Here is a 22,231-nt window from a genome sequence, read left to right on the forward strand (position 1 = left end):
AGGTTCTGTCAAATGGCTACTCCATTAAAGGGGTTGAAATTACGATGTCCGACTTTCATTCCTATGGCTCTACATACTGTTTTTTCACCATACTTTACATTGATTTTGTCCAATGCTTGATAAAGTCTGATACTTTCTTGGGTGTCTTCAAAAAGGTTGATTTGATAATGGCCATGAACCAAGGCGCTAAACCTGACGCCGATAAGCCTGATGAGCAAACGTCGATTGTAGAGTTTTCTGAAAAGCTCTTTGACAATGGGGATAAGGGTATGGTCAGCAGCAGTGTAAGGGATGCGTTGCTGCATGGTATGCGTGTCGAAGTCAGAATAGCGGATTTTGACATTTACACAGCAGGTTAGCTGTTTGTTTTTTCGGAGCTTGGTAGCAAGCTGTTCTGTCATGGCTATGAGTGTGGCTTCCAGCATTCTTACATCTATGGTGTCCTGACTGAAAGTGTTTTCAGTGGAGATCGATTTGGCTTCAGAATAAGGGACTACTGGGTTTCGGTCCACGCCATTGGCCTTGTCCCAAAGTACCAATCCGTTTTTGCCAAATGCACTTTCCAATAATTCTGCAGGCATGGCCTGTAAGGTATGGATTTTTTTTACGCCCATTCCATAGAGGCTATGGGCCGTCTTTTCGCCGATCATTGGGATTTTACGTACCGATAAAGGAGCCAAAAAAGGCTTTTCTGTTCCTCTGGGGATTTCTTTTTCATTATCAGGTTTGGCCTCTCCCGTGGCTACCTTGGAGACGGTTTTGTTCTCAGAAAGTCCTAAGGAAATGGGCAAGCCGGTTTCTCTTATGATTCTTTGTCGAAGTTCTTGTGCCATTTTGAAGCAACCGAAGAATTTATCCATGCCGGAGTAATCAATATAGAATTCGTCAATGGATGATTTTTCGAAAAGTGGAACATCTTCTCTGATGATTTCAGTGATCTCATGGGATTTTTGACTATAGCGCTCTGTGTCGCCCCGGATGATTAGGGCTTCGGGACATAGCTGACGGGCTGTTCGCATAGGCATGGCTGAGTGGATGCCAAACTTGCGGGCTTCATAGCTGCAAGATGCGACTACTCCACGATCTCCCGTTCCCCCAATGAGGATGGGCTTCCCATTTAGCCTACTGTCAAATAAACGTTCGACAGAGACAAAGAATGAGTCGAGGTCCATATGTACGATACTTCGCTGACTGTCTGTAATCATGGTGTAAATTTAATAAACTTTTTTATGTTTGTTTAATAAACTAATCATGTTTATGCTTGGTGAGAGGGTTTGAAAGAGACAGTTTATGTCTTGCTGTGTTGGGTATGTAGCAGAGAGATCAATAGGAAAGGAGGACATGGGTTTTTAATATCTTAAATAATGTGCAACCCACGCTGAGATTTGGGCGTTTCAAAAATGTAATTCCCTTAAATTATTTTTAGCTTCAATAATATATGGAAAAAGTAAAAATCATCCCTTACCAACCAGCTTTACAGCCTTATTTTGAATCTATAAACAAAGCCTGGATCAAAGAGCATTTTATATTGGAACCAGTGGATATTGAAGTGTTGGAAGATCCTGAATTTCATATTATAGATCAAGGAGGAGCTATTCTGTTTGCCGAACTGGAAGGTGAAATATTGGGGACAGTTGCACTCAAGTATCAAGAAGAAGGGATTTATGAAATGACAAAAATGGGAGTTGTGCCAGAGGCCCAGGGAAAGAAGGTAGGATGGAAATTGGCCAGTGCTATTTTGGAGCAGGCAAAAGGTTTAGGCGCTCAGAAAGTAGTTTTGTATAGTAATCGAAAATTGGCTCCCGCCATTAGCATGTATCAAAAATTGGGTTTTAAGGAAGCTGAACCTGAAGCAGGAAAGTATTCCAGATGTGATATAAAAATGGAAATCGAATTTTAAATGGATGAAAAGGAGAAGCCTGAGATCATTATCCGGGGAGGAACAATTGCAGAGGTACTTTCAATTAGCCTAGCGATCCCTGAATTTGAGCGGTCATATGGAGGTGATGTATATGCTGAGCGACTCCAAGGAAAAGCCAACCTTGTCTTAGTGGCAGAGTATGCCAGCAAGTTGGTAGGGTTTAAAGTAGGTTATGCTATTGAAGAAGGTACTTTTTATTCCTGGATGGGAGGAGTGTTGCCTGCGTTTAGAAGAAATGGAATAGCAGGTGTTTTGGCCGATGTACAAGCAGATTGGGCAAAAAAATCTGGATATAAAAAGTTGTTTTTCAAGACTAGAAATAGGCATAAAGAGATGATTAGGTTTGGACTTAAGAGAGGCTTCATGATTACGGACTTGGTTAAGAAATACCCCAAGGAAGAATTTAGAATAATCATGGAGAAAGATTTATAGCGAATAAATTGGCTTGATAATCAGTTAGAGACAAAATGCCCTGTGGTTTTTGGATATAAATGTTTAAAGATCGTTTGGAGCAAAAGGTATATCTTTCTACTTTTGCAAACCTATCACGCGCACGTGGTGAAACTGGTAGACACGCCATCTTGAGGGGGTGGTGCTCTATGGGCGTGGAGGTTCGAATCCTCTCGTGCGCACAAAAGGCCTTTCGGAATTTCTGAAAGGCCTTTTGTGTTTTTAGATTAGCTATCAGTTGATAGTATAAAGTGCCCGAGTTCAGACCATAGGATCAACCATAATACTGCGGGGAATAGAGTTAGTTGAAAGCTGGAAATACTTTTGTAATTGAAGGAAAGTAATTCCTATTATTTTTAATTTTCCGTCAATCGGGAAGTGATAAATTGTAAATAGCATAATCGTTTTAGCTAAACTTATTTAGGCTGTTAATACTTGTAAAAAGTTATTTTTTATAGTTATATGTCTTTCGTTTCGCTATTCTTTTTTTAATAGTGTCAATTGAACAAATATTTTTAATATTATAGTTTTACTTAAGTAAAAAAATAACTAAATAGAGCCTCTGTTAATGCTGTTTCCGGCAAAGAATTGCCCTATAATTAATATATCATTATGCTTAATCAAACCATTAGACTTCTGCGCCCTCAAATATTGTTGGCAGGTATGCTGATCATATTTGTTCCCAACTTGTTAAATGGACAGACTAAAAAATCAACGTCGATTTATAAGCAAGCAAATCAGTCAGTTCAAGACCGGGTGTCAGATCTGCTGAGCAGGATGACTTTAGAGGAAAAAGTTGGTCAGCTATCTACGCTTTTGGGCTGGGAAATGTATGAGAAAACCGATAATGGGGTTGTGGCCAGTGAGACTTTTAAGAAGGCGGTGCAGGAAAGGAACATTGGTATGCTGTGGGCCACGCTAAGGGCTGACCCTTGGACCCAAAAAACATTGGAAACCGGTTTGCAGCCTGGGTTGGCGGCGGAAGCTACCAATGCCATGCAGCGATATGTGATAGAAAACACTCGATTGGGAATTCCCATGCTTCTAGCGGAAGAATGCCCTCATGGACATATGGCTATTGGTACGACTGTTTTTCCTACTTCCATTGGACAGGCAAGTACTTGGAATCCCAAGTTGATCAAAGAGATGGCATCTGTCATTGCTTTGGAAGCAAGGTTGCAGGGTGGGCATATTGGTTATGGTCCAGTACTGGATTTGGCAAGAGAGCCAAGGTGGTCCAGAGTGGAAGAAACCTATGGTGAAGACCCGTATTTGAATGGACAGATGGGGATTGCGATGGTTAAGGGATTTCAAGGCGAGTCCATTGCTTCAGGAGAAACTGTGATTTCTACCCTAAAGCATTTTACCGCTTATGGTGTTCCAGAAGGAGGACATAATGGAACTAGTGTGAGTGTAGGAGATCGTGAACTTCACCAAAGTTATTTGCCTCCATTTAAAGATGCAGTGCAGGCAGGTGCTTTATCCGTAATGACAGCCTACAATTCTATTGATGGGATACCGTGTACTTCTAATGGATATTTGCTCAATGATATTTTAAGGGATGATTGGGGGTTTGATGGCTTTGTGGTTTCTGACCTGGGAAGTATCAGTGGGCTGAAGGGAAGTCACCATGTGGCAGCCACTTTGGAAGATGCGGCACAACTGGCCATAGATGCTGGGGTGGATTCGGATTTGGGCGGATATGGATTTGATAAAAATCTATATGCAGCTATCCAAAGCGGAAAGGTGAATATGGATGTTTTGGATCAGGCAGTAGCTAGGGTTTTAAGATTGAAATTTGAGATGGGACTGTTTGAGAATCCATATGTAGATCCTGAATTAGCCGCTCAAAAAGTGAGGTCAGCTGCACATATTGACTTGGCAAGAAGGGTGGCAAAGGAATCGGTGGTCTTACTTAAAAACGAGAACGCCACTTTACCATTGAGCAAGAAATTAAATAAGATAGCCGTAATAGGCCCTAATGCAGATAATATTTATAATCAGTTAGGAGATTATACGGCACCTCAAGCCAATAGTAATATTGTAACTGTTTTGGAAGGTATCCAGGCCAAAGTAGGCAAGGATGTTCAGGTGGATTATATCAAGGGCTGTGCGATCCGAGATACCACACAAAGCCAAATTGAGGAAGCTGCTGCTTTAGCTGCCCAAGCAGATGTAGCTATTGTTGTATTGGGCGGTAGTAGTGCGAGGGATTTTGATACGGAATATGAAGAAACTGCAGCAGCCAAAGTGAGTGGAACCAAGGAAGGTGAAATCATCAGTGATATGGAAAGTGGAGAAGGCTTTGATCGCATGACTTTAGATTTGCTCGGTGATCAAATGAAGCTTTTAAAGGCCATAAAGAAGACAGGAACTCCAGTAGTATTGGTAATGATCAAGGGCAGACCGCTGAACCTGAATTGGGCAGATGAAAATATTCCAGCAATTTTGGATGCATGGTACCCAGGACAAGAGGGGGGCAATGCCATAGCTGATGTGCTTTTTGGAGATTATAACCCTGCTGGTAGACTTTCTATTTCTGTTCCGCGTTCGGTTGGACAGCTGCCTGTTTATTATAATTATAAAAACCCAAAAAGACATGATTATGTAGAGGGCAGTGCAGAGCCTCTTTATGCTTTTGGGCATGGCCTTAGTTATTCCGAGTTTGAGTATGCTGACCTCAACATAGCAACAGAGGGTAATGCGCAAGATGCCAAAGTAAAAGTAAGTTTCAGTGTGTCAAATACCAGTGAAATAGATGGAGAAGAAGTTGTGCAGCTATATGTAAAGGATTTAGTCAGCAGCACGGTAAGACCATTGATGGAATTGAAGCGCTTTGATAAGATTAATGTCCCAGCAGATAAGCAGGTAACTATCGAATTTGAGTTGACTTCAGAAGATTTACAGGTATTGGATGCCAAAATGAATAGGCTTGTAGAGCCAGGTGCTTTTAAAATCTTGGTAGGAAGATCTTCTAAGGATATTCGCTTAGAAGAAAGTTTTAAAATTGACTGATTCGTTGTTCAATCAATTGAAAGAAGGTAATATGGATTTTGGTCGGCTCTCAGATCGTCAGCTATGGAAAGAAATAACTGAAGGAAATCAGCAAGCGTTTTCCTATCTGTATGAGACAACATCTGACTCTCTATTCAGTTATGGTTTCAAGTTCTCAGGGGAAAAGACATTGATAGAAGATGTCATCCAAGATGTATTTATTTTGATTTGGGAAAAGAGAGATCGGCTGACCATCAGTCATTCTATTAAGTATTACCTTTTTACTACATTTAGAAGAGAGATCATGAACAGGCTCCAAGGGGATAGGGGGCAGCGGCAAGGACTCGAAAAATTTCATGAAGAATCCTATTGGGAGGCATCCATCCAAGAGGTTTTGGTTCAGAGACAGGTAACCATAGATTCGGGTAAGCATGTAAGGGAGGCCATGAAAATTCTCACTAATAGGCAGCGGGAGGTCATTTATCTCAAATATTTGGAGGGACTGAGTTATGAGGAGATTTCAGAAATGATGGATGTTAAGGTACCCTATCTTTATAACCTCGTTCTGAAGGGACTTAAGTCTCTTAAATCACACTTTGTTTCCAATGGTATTATTAATACTCTTCGCACTATTTTTATTGTATTGTTATTCAAATGTTTTTGGTAATTTTCTGTTTTTCAGTTTGTTGATGTTCTAATTGTTTTAGAGGTTAAATAAATATTAATTTTTTTTCTCCAAAATGGTGAGATGATGTTTTTTCCTCCCTCTATATAAATAAAGTATTAAGAGTTTTGGGGAGAAATTATCATAACATCGAAGATTTTTTAGAGGATAAGACCTTTTGTGATTGGGTGCTGAATCATCTAAGTACTCATAGATTGACTTGGGAGTTATTTGAAAGTGAGCACCCCGAGTTGGAATTGGAGATAAAAGCCGCTAAGGAAATTCTACTCGAACTCTACAAAGAGAAAAGACTTTGGGAGAAAGCAGGGAAAGATCGAGTAGGAAATGAGATCAAGGAAAGACTCGGGTTCAATAAAGTAGAAACCAGAGCTTTTAGGGAAAAGGTTTATCAACCTCAGTCTGTCAGTAGCAATTTGTCTTGGGGGATAGCTGCCGTAATAGCATTGGTTTTGACTTGTGCAGGTATTGTTGGGTGGTATGGGTTAGATCAAAAAGAAACCATTACTGTCCCTTCTGTTGCCATGGTGGTGAAGTCTAATCAAAAGGGACAAAAATCAATTGTTCACTTACCAGACGGCAGCCAGGTAACCCTCAATTCTTCTAGTGAGATTAGTTATTTATCTAATTTTGGAAAGGACCACAGAAACCTAACTCTTGAAGGGGAAGCATTTTTTCAGGTGACAAGGGATACAAGTATGGCTTTTACAGTCACAAGTGGAGAGATCACCACGACTGCATTGGGGACATCTTTTAATATCAATGCTTATGAAAAGGACCGTCCTTCGGTCAAATTGGCGACTGGAGTGGTAGAGGTAACAAAGGCGAGAGATAAGTCGGATTTGATGCGTCTGACTCCTGGAGAGGAGGCTTTCCTAGGTGTGGATTTAAAAGTTCAAAAGAGAGAATTCGATTTAGAAAGTGCATTTCTCTGGAAGGAAGGCATAATTTTTTTTGATGAGAGCCCCTTTTCAGAAGTGGTTTTGACTCTTGAGCGTTGGTATGGAGTGGAAATTACCCTGAAAGAATTACCAACAGGAAAGCTCCCTCTGGTATCAGGAAGGTTTGAGAATGATCATTTGGATAATGTGCTGGAAAGCATAGGATATAGCTTAAGGTTCTCTCATGAGATAACACAAAAGAATGTTACTGTCAGTTTTAATAAACCTAAAAAATAATCTATGATAAAACCTTTTTGACAAGAAAAAAGCCAATGAAGTGGCGCTTCATTGGCTTAAAAGGGAAAGATAGTGTTTTGGCCGACTACTATCCTTCCTGAACGTTTTAAGCAAACTATTCTCGTACCTAAAACAATTCAATTTATGAAAAATATATTACATGGTCTTATTATGATCGGAAAATACTATTTGTACGGATTTGCCCTGCAGCTGCTGTTTTTAAACTTGCTGCATGCCATGCCTACAAAAGCCCAAGGGTCTTTGGATATGCAAAAGGTTTATGTAAACCTTAACCTGTCTGAAGGCGATTTATCTGACGTTTTGCACGAGATCGAGCGTCAATCTGATTTTATCTTTGTGTATGATGACCAGACGGAAAAGGAGACGGGCAAGGTTTCACTGTCTGTGAAAAACCAAACATTGGAGTCTGCATTATATCAACTTGCGGCCCAAAATGGCCTTTCATTCAAGCAGGTCAACAATAGAATCAGTGTTAAGAAGTCTATTCCAAACCAACCCAAGCTAGTAGAGGTAGTTCGAGAAGAGAAAGTAAAAGGAACTGTGCTGGATGATATTGGATATCCGCTTCCTGGAGCTACTGTTTTGGTGAAAGGAACCACCAGTGGTACAGTAACTAACTTGGAGGGTGAGTACGAAATTGATGTGAATCAAGGTGATGTCTTAGTTTTTTCATTTGTTGGGTTTTCTAGCCAAGAAGTGACTTATACTGGTCAAAGCAGTATTGATATTACCATGTCAGCTGATGAAACTGCTTTGGATGAGGTAGTCGTAGTGGGGTATGGTACCCAGAAAAAAATCAACCTTACTGGAGCGGTATCTGCAGTGGGAAGTGAAGAGGTTTCCAGAAAGCCTGTAGGTCAGGTGTCCTCAGCTTTACAAGGAGTAGCCCCTGGTCTTACCGTAACCCAAAGAAGTGGACAACCTGGAGCTGACCAAGGTACTTTAAGAATTAGAGGTATAGGTACCTTGAACAGCAATGATCCACTTGTTTTGGTAGATGGGGTTCAGTATGATATCAATGACATTGATGCCAATGATATTGAATCCATTTCAGTGTTGAAAGATGCAGCAGCAGCTTCCATTTATGGGGTAAGGGCTGCCAACGGGGTTGTATTAATTACCACCAAAAGAGGTAAGGACGGAAAGCCAAGAATAAGCTATAACAATTATTTTGGTGTACAGGAACCAACTAGAATGACTGAGTTTGTAGGGGCTAAGGATTTTATGCAGTTGGTTAACACCATGTATGCCAATTCTGGCGCAGGAGCAATATATTCCGATAATCAAATTGCCGCATATGATGACCCTAACCGTGATCCGGTTGCTTATCCAGATAATTATTGGCTGGATAAAGTGTTGACGGGTTCTGGTTTTCAACAAAGCCATAGTCTTGCGATTTCTGGCGGTCAAGAAAACGTGACCTATCGGGTGTCGACCAATTATTTTGATCAAAAAGGTTTGATTGAAAACATGGATTTTGATCGTTTTACACTTCGTGTAAATACTGATATCAAGGCTTCTGAAAAGGTTAATTTTAGTGCAGACATTTCTGCTAATATTTCCAACCGTGAAGAACCTCAAGGTGTTTCTGGCTCAGCATGGTATCAGTTTGGTCAGGCAGCTATTATAAACCCTTTGACTCCTGCCTATTATTCAAACGGAGAATATGCAGTGGTAAGAGGAGGGCAAAACCCATTGAGATTACAAGACGAAGGAGGGATTTACAGTTATAAGCAAAACTTGTTTACAGGTAATTTCCAAGCAGATTATGAAGTGATTGAAGGTTTGAAGCTGACCGGTAGGGCATCCATCAATTATCAGTCTGATTATACCAGTCTTCATGAAAAACAGTTGATTTATAATGTGCCTGAATCATCTTCGGTGGTATTGGGGAGAAATGAAGTGACCAAGCAGTCTTTGGACTATTGGTTCAAAAACTTCCAAGGTTTAGCCAATTATTCAAAGAATTTTGGAGAGAATCATAACTTACATGTTTTGGCCGGTATTTCCAGTTTGCTACAGACCAATGAGTCTCTAACAGGGTATAGAACAAATATTCCGAATGGAAATCTTTCTGAAATTGACGCAGGTGCTTCAGATGGGCAAGAAGCCAATGGTACAGCCAATGAATATGCCTTATTGTCTTTCTTTGGTCGTGTAAACTATGCGTTCAAGGATAAATATTTGGTTGAGGCCAATATCCGTAGAGATGGCTCAAGTAGGTTTGCGGATGGTCAGAAGTGGGGCATTTTCCCTTCTTTCTCCTTAGGTTGGAGAATTTCAGATGAATCCTTTATGGAAGGATTAGGCTTTGTGGATGATTTGAAATTAAGAGGTTCTTGGGGTATGTTGGGAAATGACGCTATCGGCAATTATCCTTATCAGACTAGTTACAGCTTTAATGACTATCCATTTGGAGGAACGCTTAATCAAGCAGCTGGCCTAAGTGCCTATCCTAACAGCCAACTAAGTTGGGAAACTACAAAAATGACGGATGTTGGTTTTGACTTAGTGATCCTTCAAGGAAAGATGGATTTCACTTTTGACTACTATGTGAAGAACACTGATGATATTTTGTTGCAGCTTCCGATCCCTTCTACTGTAGGCCTTTCTGCACCTTACCAAAATGTTGGGAGTGTAGAAAATAAAGGATGGGAATTTTCAGCAAATTATCATGGTAGAGCAGGAAGTGATTTTACCTATGATATTGGAGCCAATTTCTCTGATGTGAAAAACGAAATTACTGATTTTGGTGATGCGGATTATCTTACTACTGATAACAACGATATTACCACTGCCTATCAGGTAGGGTACCCGATTGGGGCTTTCTTTGGCTATATCTCTGATGGAATCTTCCAGTCAGCTGACGAAGTGGCTCAGCACGCTACTCAACCCGGCTCTCCTTCCGCTGGTGACTTGATCTACCGCGATGTGAATGGCGATGGAGAGGTGAATACAGAAGATAGGGTTTATTTGGGAAGCAATATTCCTCGCTATACTTATGGTTTGAACCTTAATGCTGCCTACAAAGGCTTCAGTATTGCCGCTTTCTTCCAAGGAGTTGCCAAGGCAGACATCAATACTTTGGTGTTGAAGAGAGCACCTACTAGCACTGATGGTAATTTTAGGGATTTACATTTGGATAGCTGGACACCTGAAAATACGGATGCTTCTTTCCCTAGATTAACTACAGCGGAGAGAAACTATCAGTCCTCAAGCTATTGGGTGGAAAGTGGGGCATATGTTAGGTTAAAAACATTGCAATTGAACTATAATCTTCCAAAGAGCCTTTTGGAACCTGCCAAAATTACAAGAGCTAGGGTATTTGTGACAGGACAAAACCTGTTTACACTGTCTGGTCTGGAAAACGATATCGATCCAGAAGCACCTAATGATAATAGATATTATCCTCAGGTGAAGACATATACAGTAGGGTTAAGTGTTGAATTTTAAGCAGAAAAAAAGATGAAAATAAATATTTTAACAATACTCGCAGCTTTGCTACTGACCTTTTCATGTAGTGAAGACTTCTTGGATAGACAACCTTTGGATGAGGTTTCCAGTGGGAATTATTGGGCGACTTCTTCTGATGCGGTCAACGCAGTCAATAACTGCTACAGGTATTTAGGGGATAGTTGGTACAGGATTTTCCTTTCTGCAGCTACAGATGATAGCTACTCTTGGAGTAACTGGCCGGCAGATGTTCAGTTTGCCGGAAATGGAAGTGCAACGAGTAGTTTGGGCTATTTCAGTCATTTTTGGTCACAGCATTATAACACCATCGCAGCGGCCAATAATGTATTGGACAATATCGACCAGGTTCCTTCCATGGATGAGGAGTTGAGAAATAGGCTGAAGGCAGAGGCTCGGGTAATCAGAGCATACGCGTATCAACAATTGATCGGCATGTATGGAGATGTGCCATTGATCACTTCTATTCAAACTACAGATGAATTCAATGTTTCCAGAACTCCCAAAGCGGAAGTAGTTGATTTTATTGTGCAAGATTTGGAAGAAGCTGCTGATATTTTGCCAGAGAGCTATGGCTCCTCAGATCAGGGAAGAGTTACAAAAGGTGCTGCTTTAGCTTTAGAGGCAAGGGTGCTTTTGTATGATGAAAGGTGGTCTGAAGCAATTGATGTGGCCAGCGAAGTAATGGGACTAAATTACAGCATTGATGGTGATTATTTAAGTCTCTTTGATGGCACCAATAAAAATAGTCCTGAGATCATCTTGGCGGCCCAGTATATTAAAAACACTTATCCAACCGCAAGCGCTACATGGTTGGGGGCTCCGTCACTAGGTGGCTGGGGACAGGTAATTCCTTTGAAAAGCTTGGTGGATACTTACGAATGCCGTGATGGTTTGACCATCGAAGAGTCACCTATGTATGATCCTGAAAATCCATTTGAAAACAGAGATCCTAGGTTGGAGTTAACTGTAATAGTACCTGGGACTGAAGTGAATGGAATTACCATTGATATCACTAATCCCAATTCAATTGACCGCTTGGGGCAAAATAATGCTTCATATTCAGGGTATTACTATAAAAAAGGTGTGCCAGCAGATATTGAAGGAAGCTGGGACAGTAACTCCTATAATGATGAAGTGTTGATTAGATACGCGGAAATCTTATTGATTTATGCTGAAGCGAAAGTACAATCAGGGGAAATTGACCAGTCAGTTTATGATGCGATCAATGAAGTTCGGGGACGAGCCGGTGTGGAAATGCCAGCCATTACATCTACCGAGGCAGGATCTCAGGAAGCTTTAATGGAGGTGATTAGAAGAGAAAGAAGAGTAGAGTTTGCTTTGGAAGAGCATCGCTTTTTTGATATTAGAAGGTGGGAGATCGCAGAGGATGTGATGCCAGGAACTGCTTTGGGAATCTATAATAACTTTGATGATAGTAGAGGAGATTTTGGTGAATTTGTAAGAGTAGAAGAGCGACAGTTCAATCCGGACAGGGATTATTTATGGGCCATTCCGGTTAATGAGCTTTCAATAAATCCAAATCTGGAGCAAAATCCTAATTGGTAATTAGTTCGAAAGGGTTTGAAGGTGTAACTTGCCATCAAACCCTTTTCATTTAGTATTTAATAAATCATGATTAAAAAGATCACCCTTTGTTTGAGTATGGCGCTGCTATTTGCGTCGGCAATGGCTCAGAATACTGAGTACCTCTCCAAAAGATACCCTCTAATTCCTTATCCTGCTGAGCTGACAGCAAAAGAGGGCACTTTCAAACTATCAGGAGCAACAGCGATTGAGGTGGAAAGTGGAGACCTAGATTTGAGTAATGAAGTTTCATTCTTACAGGAGATGCTATCTGCATATGGTTTGGATAAAGATGGTTCTTCCAATGGAGAAATATTGTTGTTATTTTCAAATGAGGTAAGTGCCGAAGAAGGATATGTTCTCGCTATTTCAAATGAGCAAGTGGTGATTAAAGCCAGCACCCAAACTGGTTTTTTTAGAGGTATTCAAGCCTTCGGGCAATTATTGCCAGTGAACCTTTCAGGTGAGAAACTAGCTGAGCTTGAAGTGCCAGCTGTAGAAATAAATGATGCGCCCAAGTATGATTGGCGAGGGATGCATATTGATGTGTCAAGACACTTTTTTACCAAAGAATATATCAAGAAGTTTATTGATAGATTGGCTAGATACCAGTTTAACAAACTTCATATGCACTTGACAGATGATCAAGGTTGGAGAATCGAGATCAAACAATTCCCCAAGCTGACGGATGTAGGAGCCTGGAGAACTTATAATAAGCACGATACCATATGTATGGAGCGGGCTGAAACCAATCCGGACTATATTATTGACCCTTGGAATATCAAAGAAGTCAATGGCAAGGAAGTTTATGGTGGTTTTTACACCCAAGAGGATATTAAAGAAATTATCGCTTATGCAGGCAAACACCATATAGAGGTGGTTCCAGAAATAGATATGCCAGGGCATATGAGTGCCGCGGTAAGGGCTTACCCTTATTTGACAGGTGATCAGAAGACTGAGTGGGGAGAGTTGTTCTCAAGTCCTTTGAACCCTTGTCAGGAAAGTACCTATGAGTTTGCTGAAAAGGTTTTGGATGAGATCATGGCCTTGTTTCCGAGCAAGTATGTACATATTGGAGCTGATGAAGTGGACAGAGAGTTTTGGGAAACTTCAATGTGCGAAGAATGGATGAAAGAAAATGGAATCGAAGATGTGGATAAGCTGCAAAGCTTCTTTGTGAACCATATGGAAGCTTATGTGAAATCTAAAGGGAAGCAGTTGATAGTTTGGGATGATGCTTTGGCTGGGGGAATCAGCCCGACAGCCCATGTGATGTATTGGAGAAGTTGGGTGAAAAAAGCCCCTTTCAGTGCAGTTGAAAATGGTAATGAGATCATTATGTCCCCAGTGGGTGGAGGTCTTTATTTTGATTATGCGCCGGATAAGAGCTCTTTGAGAAAAGTATATACCGTGAGTATTGTGCCTGAAGGTTTTACTGCTGAGCAGGCCAATAAAGTAATTGGTGGTCAAGCCAATATCTGGACTGAGTATATCCCTTCAGAGGCAAGAGCAGATTATATGTATATGCCTAGAATGACGGCTTTGGCAGAAAGGCTTTGGTCGGATCCTAAGGATTTTGATGGGTACCAAGAAAGGTTAAACAATCATTTTGCTTGGATGCAGAAAGAGAATATCAACTATCGCCTTCCTGATTTAAATGGCATAGCAGATAAGAATATGTTTGTGGGAAAAGGGAAGTTGGATGTAAGTGCTCCTGTAGATTTCTTGACCATTAAGTACACAACAGATGGTACTGACCCGGAAATGGATGATAAAGTTTTGGGAAAACCTTTAAAGGTGAAGTCTGATACGGATTTTAAAGTGGCAGCTTTTGGGCCTTCAGGAAATAGGGGAGATGTATATGAGGTGCCTTACAGAAAAACAACTTATCTGAACGCCGTAAACGAAAGTGAGGTTTCAGGTAGTGATGGGCTTACCATGCATTTCCATAAGGGAACATTCAAGCAAACCGCACTAATGGATGACCATCAAGCTGACGAAGTAAGGGTAATGGAGGATTTAAGCATACCTGCTGACTTGGCCAAAGGTTCTTTTGGGGCTGAATTCATTGGTTATATCAATGTTCCTGAAAAGAGAGTATATGACTTTATACTTACCAGTGATGATGGTAGTAAGCTATATATTGGAGGTCGTGAAGTGATAGATAATGATGGTTTTCACCCTGCTAAAGAAGTCAGTGGTCAGGTTGCATTGAATGCTGGACTTCATCCGATTGAGTTGGACTTTATTGAAGGTGGAGGGGGACACACCCTTATTTTGGAATACATCGACGAGAATGGTGAGAGAAAAGCTGTTCCAGCTGATTGGTACATTTCTAAATAATCCTTAAAAGTGGAAAAAGAAAAGATATGAATTTTAAACAAGTTGCGTTTCTGTTGCTATCTGGAGTGGGTGCTTTTTCGTGTAGCCAAAAGGTGCAACATGAAAAAGCCATTGGAGATCATGAGCTTGAGTTGACACAATATGTCAATCAATATATTGGTTCTGGAGGGCATGGACATGTGTTCGTGGGAGCCAATGTACCATTTGGAGGCGTGCAGTTAGGGCCGGTGAATTTAACTGAAGGTTGGGACTGGTGCTCAGGTTACCATATTTCAGATTCAACCCTTATAGGGTTTGCCCATACCCATTTGAGTGGTACTGGAATTGGTGATTTAGGTGATGTACTTGTCATGCCGATAGTTGGAGAAACGAAGGTGTATAAAGGTGACCCCGAGCAGCCTGAGACGGGATATTTTTCCTATTTCTCTCATGATAATGAGGAAGTGAAACCGGGGTATTATTCAGTAAAGGTAGATCGATATGATGTCTTTGCGGAATTGACCGCTACCGAAAGAGTAGGATTTCATCGCTATACTTTTCCGGCAAGTAAGGAGTCAAAAATCCTCTTTAATCTGAAGCAGGGTATTGGCTGGGACAGTCCAACTGATACCCATATTCGAATGGTGAATGACACCACTATTTCAGGTTATCGTCACTCAAAGGGCTGGGCAGTTGACCAAAAATTGTTTTTTACAGCAGTGTTGTCCAAGCCTATTCAGTCCATTGAACTGTTTGATATGAATGAGCCGGTTGCTGGCAATGAATATACTGCCAAGGCAGTAAAGGCTTTGTTGGGATTTGAGACGGAGCAGGATGAAGTGGTGAAAATGAAAGTAGCTATCTCTCCGGTAAGTGAAGAAAATGCCCTTTTGAACCTTCAGGAGGAACTGCCTCACTGGGATTTTGACAAGGTGGTAGCTGATGCAGGTGAAGCTTGGAATCATGAGCTGAATAAGCTTCAAGTGGAAATGAAGGAAAAGGATGAATTGGTGAAGTTTTATACTGCATTGTATCATACTATGATTGCTCCATCAGTATTTAATGATGTAAATGGAGACTATAGAGGTACCGATGGTGAGGTGAGGAATGATCAAACATTTACCAATTTGACTACTTTCTCTTTATGGGACATTTATAGAGGGTGCAGTCCTCTTTATACCATTACCCAGCAGGACAGAATGGTAGATATGGTGGCGTCCATGTTAAAGATTTATGAGCAACAAGGAAAATTGCCTGTATGGCATTTAATGGGAAATGAGACCAATACCATGCCCGGTTATAGTGCTGTTCCTGTCATCGTTGATGCTTACTTGAAAGGGATTCCAATGGATGCTGAACTGGCATTTGAAGCGGTGAAAACCACTGCGATGGGGGATGAGTTTGGGCTGGACAAGGTAAAAGAACTTGGATATATACCAGCAGATGATGAAGTGGAGAATGTTTCCAAAGGTTTGGAATATGCGCTTTCTGACTGGAGCATTGCTCAAATGGCCAAGGCTATGGGCAAGGAAAAGGATTATGAATACTTCTCTAAAAGGGGACAATACTATAAGAATTACTTCGATCCCGAGGTGGGTTTTATGAGAGGGAAAGTTTCGGATACGGAATGGAGAGAACCATTTAGCCCATTTACTTCGATACACATGAAAGGTGATTTTACAGAAGGTAATTCCTGGCAATATACTTTCTTGGTGCCTCAGGATGTAGAAGGTTTGATTGAGTTGGTGGGGGGCAAAGAAGCTTTTATTTCCAAGTTGGATTCCTTATTCCTTGTAGAAGGTGATATGGGAGAGGAAGCCTCCAGTGATATCACTGGCTTGATTGGCCAATATGCTCAGGGGAATGAGCCAAGTCACCATGTCACCTATATGTATGGCTACGTGGACCAGCAATACAAGACGGCAGAAAAAGTAAGGTATATTTTAAAGGAACTGTATGCAAATGACCCTGATGGCTTAAGTGGAAATGAAGATGTAGGACAGATGTCAGCTTGGTTAGTGCTTTCTTCTCTTGGCTTCTATCCGGTTAATCCTGCTGGTGGAACTTATGTTTGGGGAAGCCCAACAGTGGATCAGGCTGTGATTCATATGGATAATGGAAATACCTTGGAATTGAAAGTTGAAAATAACTCTCCAGAAAATATTTATATCCAAAATATTACTTTTGATGGTGAGCCATATAGTACCAAGTTCCTGATGCATGAAGATTTGGTGAAAGGTGGAGAACTGATCATTGAGATGGGGAATTCACCGAAAAAATGACTTGTTCTAAATTGGATAAATAGGATTATAATAAATTAAGACTGAGACCGAGGTTGATTTTCTCCCTCGGTTTTTTTTATGCTGCTTTAAAGTCTGTTACTGCTATCGATTGCTCAAAGTGAATATATATTTATTTGGGTTTGAAAGGTTTAAATTGTTATGATGTATTTGATGGGTAAATAATTTACGAACTATGTATTTGTAAATAAGCTATTTATGGTTTTCAGTAATGGTTTTTATGAAATTCGGTGATGAATTATTAAAATATTGGGATTAAATAATTGAATCAGATAAGTAGACTATTTATAGAACTGATAATGCCTTTTGAGTTGAAATTATTTAAATAATTATGAGTTATTTTGAAAAACAGATAAAATTCACTGGTTTTTAGGTAAAAAATCATTGATTATTTTGGAACATAGTATTCTAGTTTTTATAATGCAAACGATTGCATGCGCAATCGTTTGCATTATAACCAATTTTCAAACAATAAACCTCTAGAATTATGGCACCAAAAGTACCAAGATGGCCACTTCCCAAGTGGCTGGTAAAACTAACCGTTTGTTCCACAAGGTGGGGGCTACTATTTCTGTTAGGAATAGGTCTTTCCATATCAAGTTTTGCACAAGAAGTCATCACTGGAACTGTGATTTCATCCGATGAAGGAGAACCTATTCCTGGAGCTTCTGTCCTTTTAAAAGGAACCACCACTGGAACCACCACAGATTTTGATGGAAATTATAGTATTTCCGTTCCTGATAATGAAGCTGTCTTGGTCTTTTCATTCATCGGGTATGAAAAGCAAGAAATAACGGTAGGAAATCGATCTACAATTGACATTGAGTTGGTGTCAAGTTTGACAGAGTTAGAATCAGTGGTAGTGGTCGGCTATGGAACTATGAAGAAATCTGATGTTACAGGAGCCATTGCAGGAGTGGATAGTGACCTTATTACTGAGCGAGGAACCACTAGCCCGGTTCAATCATTACAAGGAAGTGTGGCTGGAGTACAGGTAAGCAACAGCACTGGTAGATTGGGAGATGGTTTCAATATGACTATCCGAGGAAACAACTCTTTGGCTGGTTCTGACCCACTTTACGTAGTTGATGGCGTCATTACCAACAACATCGACTTTTTGAACCCTAATGACATCGCTAAGATAGAAGTGTTAAAGGATGCTTCTTCAGCTGCTATTTATGGGTCTCGTGCAGCGGGAGGTGTTGTAATTGTAGAGACCCGAGGTGGTACAGGCATCCCAGAAGCAACCACCTTTTCATTTGATACTTTTTATGGTGTGAAAACTCCTGCCAGACTGCCGGAAATGATGAGTTTGGAGCAATGGAGAGATTATCACATGGCGGCTTACTTAGGTACTACCAATAATGGGCAAGGAATGACCCCTCAAGAATATGAGGACGTGGTATTGGGCCCAAATAATCCGGTGCTAGCAGAGCGATTCAATAATTTGGATGGTTTTGATTGGTATGATGCGGTACTCAGAAATGGGATGCAAACCAATAATCACTTGACCATTTCGCATAGAAGTGGGGCTTCAACTTATAATATCGGAGTAGGTTATCAGAAAGAAACAGGAACGTTGGAGCAGGAAAGCTTGGACAAGTATACATTCAACATGAATATCAACCAGCATATCAATGATAAATTTATGGCTGGTGCCAATATGGCCCTATCACATGGGAACAACCAAAGAGGAAGTGGCAGCGCCATGCAGGAAGCTTTTCGACTGAACCCTTTTTTGAGTCCTTACGCCATAGATGAAAATGGTGATGAGATTGTAGGTGAGCTTTTCCCGCAGCCCGGTAAACTGACTTATCCAAATGGTGACTGGGCTGCAAACAAAACCAGTACATACAACCCCCTTTTGGAAATAGCCAATTCCAGTGATGAGACAAGAAGTTTTAGAGGGGTAGGAAATGCCTATTTACAATATGACCCTTTGGATTGGTTAAGTCTGAAGTCGACCTTCTCTGTAGGGTTCAATAACAATAGAAGAGGCCGTTTCTGGGGAGCGCAGACAAATACAGGAATCAATAATGGTAATTTGCCTTCTTCAGAAGTAAGTTATTACAACAATATGAATACAACTTGGGATAACCAGTTGAACATCAACAAGGCCATCAATGCTCACTCACTCAACTTCTTGGCGCTACAAAGTATTTTTGTTGACAGGACGGAGACCGCTAATATGTCTTCTACACAACAGCCTTTTGAGACAGAGTTCTATAATGTAGGTTCTGGCTTGCAGGAAACCTATAATTTAGGGAATGGTTTCAGTAAAAGTCAATTGGCCTCCTTTGCCCTGAGACTGAATTATTCCTATGCAGATAAATATTTGGTAACGGTTTCAAATAGATGGGATGGTTCTTCCTTACTTTCTGAAGGAAACAAATGGCAGGCCTTCCCTTCTGTGGCATTGGGTTGGAGACTGAACAAAGAGGACTTTTTGATTAACTCAACCACCCTTTCCAACTTGAAATTAAGGCTGGGTTATGGTACGGTTGGTAACAACAATGTATCCCCTTACAGAACTGTTAATGCTTTGACCAATCAGACCTACTATGATTTTAATGGAACAGCGGCCAATGGATGGACGCAAAATTCCATTGCCAATAAAGCCTTGACATGGGAAAAGACCAAAGAAATAAATGTGGGTTTGGATTTTGGCTTTCTAATGAACCGCATTACAGGTAGTGTGGATTATTACAATCGGCTATCTGACAATCTATTAGTGACCCAAAAACTTCCTTTGGAGATTGGTTTTAGTGACATTGCTTCAAATGCAGCATCTGTTAGAAACAAAGGGGTGGAAATTATGTTGACCACCATCAATGTGGAAAATAGTATGGTGAATTGGTCTACAACATTTACTTTCACCAAAAACACCAACTCCATTGAATCTCTTTATGGACAGTCAGAAGTAGATGACGTTGGAAATGGCTGGTTTATCGGAGAGTCAATCGATGCCCATTACAATTTTATTTATGATGGTGTTTGGCAAGCGGGAGAAGATGCAGCAGCATTTAACCAAACTGAGGGACAGGCTAAAGCAAGAGATGTAAATAATGATGGTGCAATCAATCCCAATGACGATCGGGTGATCCTGGGGTCTTCCAATCCATCCTGGACAGGGGGTATTATTTCCAATTTGCAAGTAGGAAATTTTGACATGAACTTTTCATTGGCTACTCAGCAGGGTGTACTGGCCTACAGTGATTTTCATACCAATTTTACTAATGTTAGAGACAGAGGGCGTCAAAAATTGGCTATACCCAGTTGGTATGTGCCTGAAAACTCCGTGGGCGTACCATCACAGGTGTCCAATGAGTACCCACAACCTAGAAATGAAGGGCAATACTGGGGAACCGGAATGGCGTATTATCGAGATGCATCTTTTGTGAAGATCAATAATATTGGTTTGGGATATAGTCTACCAGAAACTTTGATAAGCAGGGCAAACCTTCAAAAAGTAAGAATATATGTCAATGTACTTAATCCATTCACATTTACGGAGTATGATGGATGGGATCCTGAGTGGGCAGAGGCTAGTTTGGGTATTGGTCGTGTGAGTACAATTACCACGCAGTTTGGATTAAGTGTTAAGTTTTAATCAGAAGATTTGAAGAACTATGAAGAAGATAAATTCAATTTTAGCAATAATCTTTCTGTTTGCAGCTACAGGCTGTGCAGAGTTTCTGGAAGAAGAAAACAAGTCCAATGTAACGGCAGAGGAATTTTATGAAACAGCGGAAGGGTATGAGGCATTGATCAATGCCAATTATTCTGCTCTTAGAGATATTTATGGGGATGATCCATGGATGTTTGTATGTGGAACTGACCTGTATCAAGAAGGAAGAGACCTCCCTCCCCAAGGGTTAAGTAAGTATTTTGAACTGAATAGTTCTTCCTCAGGAGTGGATTTTCTATATGTAAATTGTTATAAGGCCATTCAGTTGGCCAACACGGCCATTCACTATGCGGATATTACCGAGCAAACGGGTGTCACTACCCAATATCTCGGTGAGGCCAGGTTTTTAAGGGCCAATGCTTATTTTCTGTTGGTGCAGCCTTATGGAGGAGTGGGAATGATTACAGAATACGTAGAAGAGCCAATTCTAGCTTTTGATCGCTCCAGTGCTGAAGAAGTCTATGCCTTCATCATTGCAGAGCTTGAAGGAGCTATGGGCCAAGTATCATCTGGTGCATTTGATGGACATGTTAATCAAAGAGCGGTTGAAAACTTATTGGCTAAAGTCCACTTGACCAGGGGGTATGAAGCATTTGCTGCGGCTGATGATTTCTCAAAGGCAGCTACCTATGCAGATAATGTGATCAATGGACAGGGGTTGAATCTAACTTCAGAAGAGCTTTGGGATCCAAGCAATGAAATGAATGAGGAAATAATCTTGTCAGTGCAATGGAGTGCGGGATCTATTAGTGCTGACCCAACAGGAATCGGTAATGAACAACAAAGCTATTTTGGTCCCTACATGGGAGGTTCTGAAGTGGCTGGTGATGCTCCTTACAAGACTTACACAACCTTGCCTACCCGTTTTGCGCTTGACCTTTTTGAAGAAGGGGATGAGCGATGGTATTCTACCTTTATGACAGAAGTATTTGCGCGATACTATGATTATTATGATGTGGATGATCATAGTTCTTTGATGGTTGAGGATTTTTACGAGCCGCAATGGTTTACAGCGCAGGATAGCATCGACTATGTCAATGCGCACCCAGGTGTAGAGTATCATTCATACGGAACTACGGATCCAAACGGAGGGGCTGTTTCATTGGATAGGGCCACCATGATTGTTAAGAAATTTGATGATCCTACCTCTTTGTTCGGTGGAGCCACCAGTACAAGAGATTTTGTAGTAGCCAGGTTGGCTGAAACATACTTGGTAGCTGCAGAAGCTTATTTCCAATCAGGAGATGCCTCTACAGGACTTGATCGGTTGAATGTGGTCAGGGAAAGAGCAGGAGTGGACGATGCTACTCTTGGAGAGCTTGATATCGACTATATTTTGGATGAAAGAGGACGAGAGCTTATGGGAGAGTACCACCGATGGTTTGACCTGAAGAGGACCGGTAAATTAGTGGAAAGGGCTTCTGCTCACAACAGTTGGATTACGCCTTCTAATTTTGAAGGGGCAAATGGCAATCTTAAAATTCTTAGGCCAATTCCACAAAATGCCATAGACCTTAACCAAAATAAAGACTTTCCTCAAAACCCTGCGTATGAATAATATCGGAAGGTTGATTATTAAAATAAACAAAAAGCTCCAGACTTTCATGTCTGGAGCTT

General features: G+C 40.9%; 12 protein-coding genes and 1 tRNA gene. 12 read left to right on the forward strand and 1 reads right to left on the reverse strand.

The genetic code is table 11. From position 1 onward, the window contains the following. Positions 1-8 precede the first annotated feature (8 nt). Positions 9-1,205, reverse strand: a complete 1,197-nt coding sequence (gene dinB, locus JL001_RS11640; RefSeq protein WP_200976241.1) for a DNA polymerase IV — start codon at positions 1,203-1,205, stop codon at positions 9-11. 233 nt (positions 1,206-1,438) lie between these two features. Here dinB and JL001_RS11645 point away from each other — a divergent pair, with 233 nt between their 5' ends. The 12 genes from JL001_RS11645 to JL001_RS11700 all read left to right on the forward strand — a co-directional run bounded on the left by JL001_RS11645 (position 1,439) and on the right by JL001_RS11700 (position 22,172). Further along, positions 1,439-1,900, forward strand: coding sequence for a GNAT family N-acetyltransferase (locus tag JL001_RS11645; protein WP_200976242.1), 462 nt, complete (start codon positions 1,439-1,441; stop codon positions 1,898-1,900). Then, a complete protein-coding gene (locus JL001_RS11650) occupies positions 1,901-2,353 on the forward strand; it encodes a GNAT family N-acetyltransferase (protein WP_200976243.1) in 453 nt (150 codons plus the stop codon). A 117-nt stretch (positions 2,354-2,470) separates the two neighbouring features. Beyond that, positions 2,471-2,553, forward strand: a tRNA-Leu gene (locus JL001_RS11655). Between the two features lie 430 nt (positions 2,554-2,983). Further along, on the forward strand, positions 2,984-5,386 hold the full coding sequence (locus tag JL001_RS11660) for a glycoside hydrolase family 3 N-terminal domain-containing protein (protein ID WP_236252786.1): 2,403 nt from the start codon (positions 2,984-2,986) through the stop codon (positions 5,384-5,386). 4 nt (positions 5,387-5,390) lie between these two features. Beyond that, positions 5,391-6,032: an RNA polymerase sigma factor gene (locus JL001_RS11665; protein WP_236252787.1), complete on the forward strand. Its 642-nt coding sequence runs from the start codon at positions 5,391-5,393 to the stop codon at positions 6,030-6,032. A 125-nt stretch (positions 6,033-6,157) separates the two neighbouring features. Continuing rightward, complete coding sequence (locus tag JL001_RS11670) at positions 6,158-7,225, forward strand: FecR family protein (protein ID WP_200976245.1); 1,068 nt, start codon at positions 6,158-6,160, stop codon at positions 7,223-7,225. A 144-nt stretch (positions 7,226-7,369) separates the two neighbouring features. Then, entirely contained in the window at positions 7,370-10,699 is a 3,330-nt protein-coding gene (locus JL001_RS11675; RefSeq protein ID WP_200976246.1) for a TonB-dependent receptor, read from the forward strand. A 12-nt stretch (positions 10,700-10,711) separates the two neighbouring features. Next, entirely contained in the window at positions 10,712-12,286 is a 1,575-nt protein-coding gene (locus JL001_RS11680) for a RagB/SusD family nutrient uptake outer membrane protein (RefSeq protein WP_200976247.1), read from the forward strand. Positions 12,287-12,352: 66 nt separating this feature from the next. Then, positions 12,353-14,647 (forward strand): family 20 glycosylhydrolase, encoded by a 2,295-nt coding sequence (locus JL001_RS11685; RefSeq protein WP_200976248.1) that lies wholly within the window; start codon positions 12,353-12,355, stop codon positions 14,645-14,647. A 26-nt stretch (positions 14,648-14,673) separates the two neighbouring features. Next, complete coding sequence (locus tag JL001_RS11690) at positions 14,674-16,908, forward strand: GH92 family glycosyl hydrolase (protein WP_200976249.1); 2,235 nt, start codon at positions 14,674-14,676, stop codon at positions 16,906-16,908. A 505-nt stretch (positions 16,909-17,413) separates the two neighbouring features. Then, a complete protein-coding gene (locus tag JL001_RS11695; RefSeq protein ID WP_200976250.1) occupies positions 17,414-20,536 on the forward strand; it encodes a SusC/RagA family TonB-linked outer membrane protein in 3,123 nt (1,040 codons plus the stop codon). 19 nt (positions 20,537-20,555) lie between these two features. After that, entirely contained in the window at positions 20,556-22,172 is a 1,617-nt protein-coding gene (locus JL001_RS11700; protein WP_200976251.1) for a RagB/SusD family nutrient uptake outer membrane protein, read from the forward strand. The last annotated feature ends 59 nt before the right edge of the window (positions 22,173-22,231 follow it).

The sequence above is a fragment of the Echinicola sp. 20G genome (assembly GCF_015533855.1).
GTDB lineage: Bacteria > Bacteroidota > Bacteroidia > Cytophagales > Cyclobacteriaceae > Echinicola.

Excerpts from the sequence above, each read along its gene's own strand:
- dinB (WP_200976241.1), bottom strand. The coding sequence starts at position 1,205 with ATGATTACAGACAGTCAGCGAAGTATCGTACATATGGACCTCGACTCA.
- JL001_RS11645 (WP_200976242.1), top strand. The coding sequence starts at position 1,439 with ATGGAAAAAGTAAAAATCATCCCTTACCAACCAGCTTTACAGCCTTAT.
- JL001_RS11650 (WP_200976243.1), top strand. The coding sequence starts at position 1,901 with ATGGATGAAAAGGAGAAGCCTGAGATCATTATCCGGGGAGGAACAATT.
- JL001_RS11660 (WP_236252786.1), top strand. The coding sequence starts at position 2,984 with ATGCTTAATCAAACCATTAGACTTCTGCGCCCTCAAATATTGTTGGCA.
- JL001_RS11675 (WP_200976246.1), top strand. The coding sequence starts at position 7,370 with ATGAAAAATATATTACATGGTCTTATTATGATCGGAAAATACTATTTG.
- JL001_RS11680 (WP_200976247.1), top strand. The coding sequence starts at position 10,712 with ATGAAAATAAATATTTTAACAATACTCGCAGCTTTGCTACTGACCTTT.
- JL001_RS11685 (WP_200976248.1), top strand. The coding sequence starts at position 12,353 with ATGATTAAAAAGATCACCCTTTGTTTGAGTATGGCGCTGCTATTTGCG.
- JL001_RS11690 (WP_200976249.1), top strand. The coding sequence starts at position 14,674 with ATGAATTTTAAACAAGTTGCGTTTCTGTTGCTATCTGGAGTGGGTGCT.
- JL001_RS11695 (WP_200976250.1), top strand. The coding sequence starts at position 17,414 with ATGGCACCAAAAGTACCAAGATGGCCACTTCCCAAGTGGCTGGTAAAA.
- JL001_RS11700 (WP_200976251.1), top strand. The coding sequence starts at position 20,556 with ATGAAGAAGATAAATTCAATTTTAGCAATAATCTTTCTGTTTGCAGCT.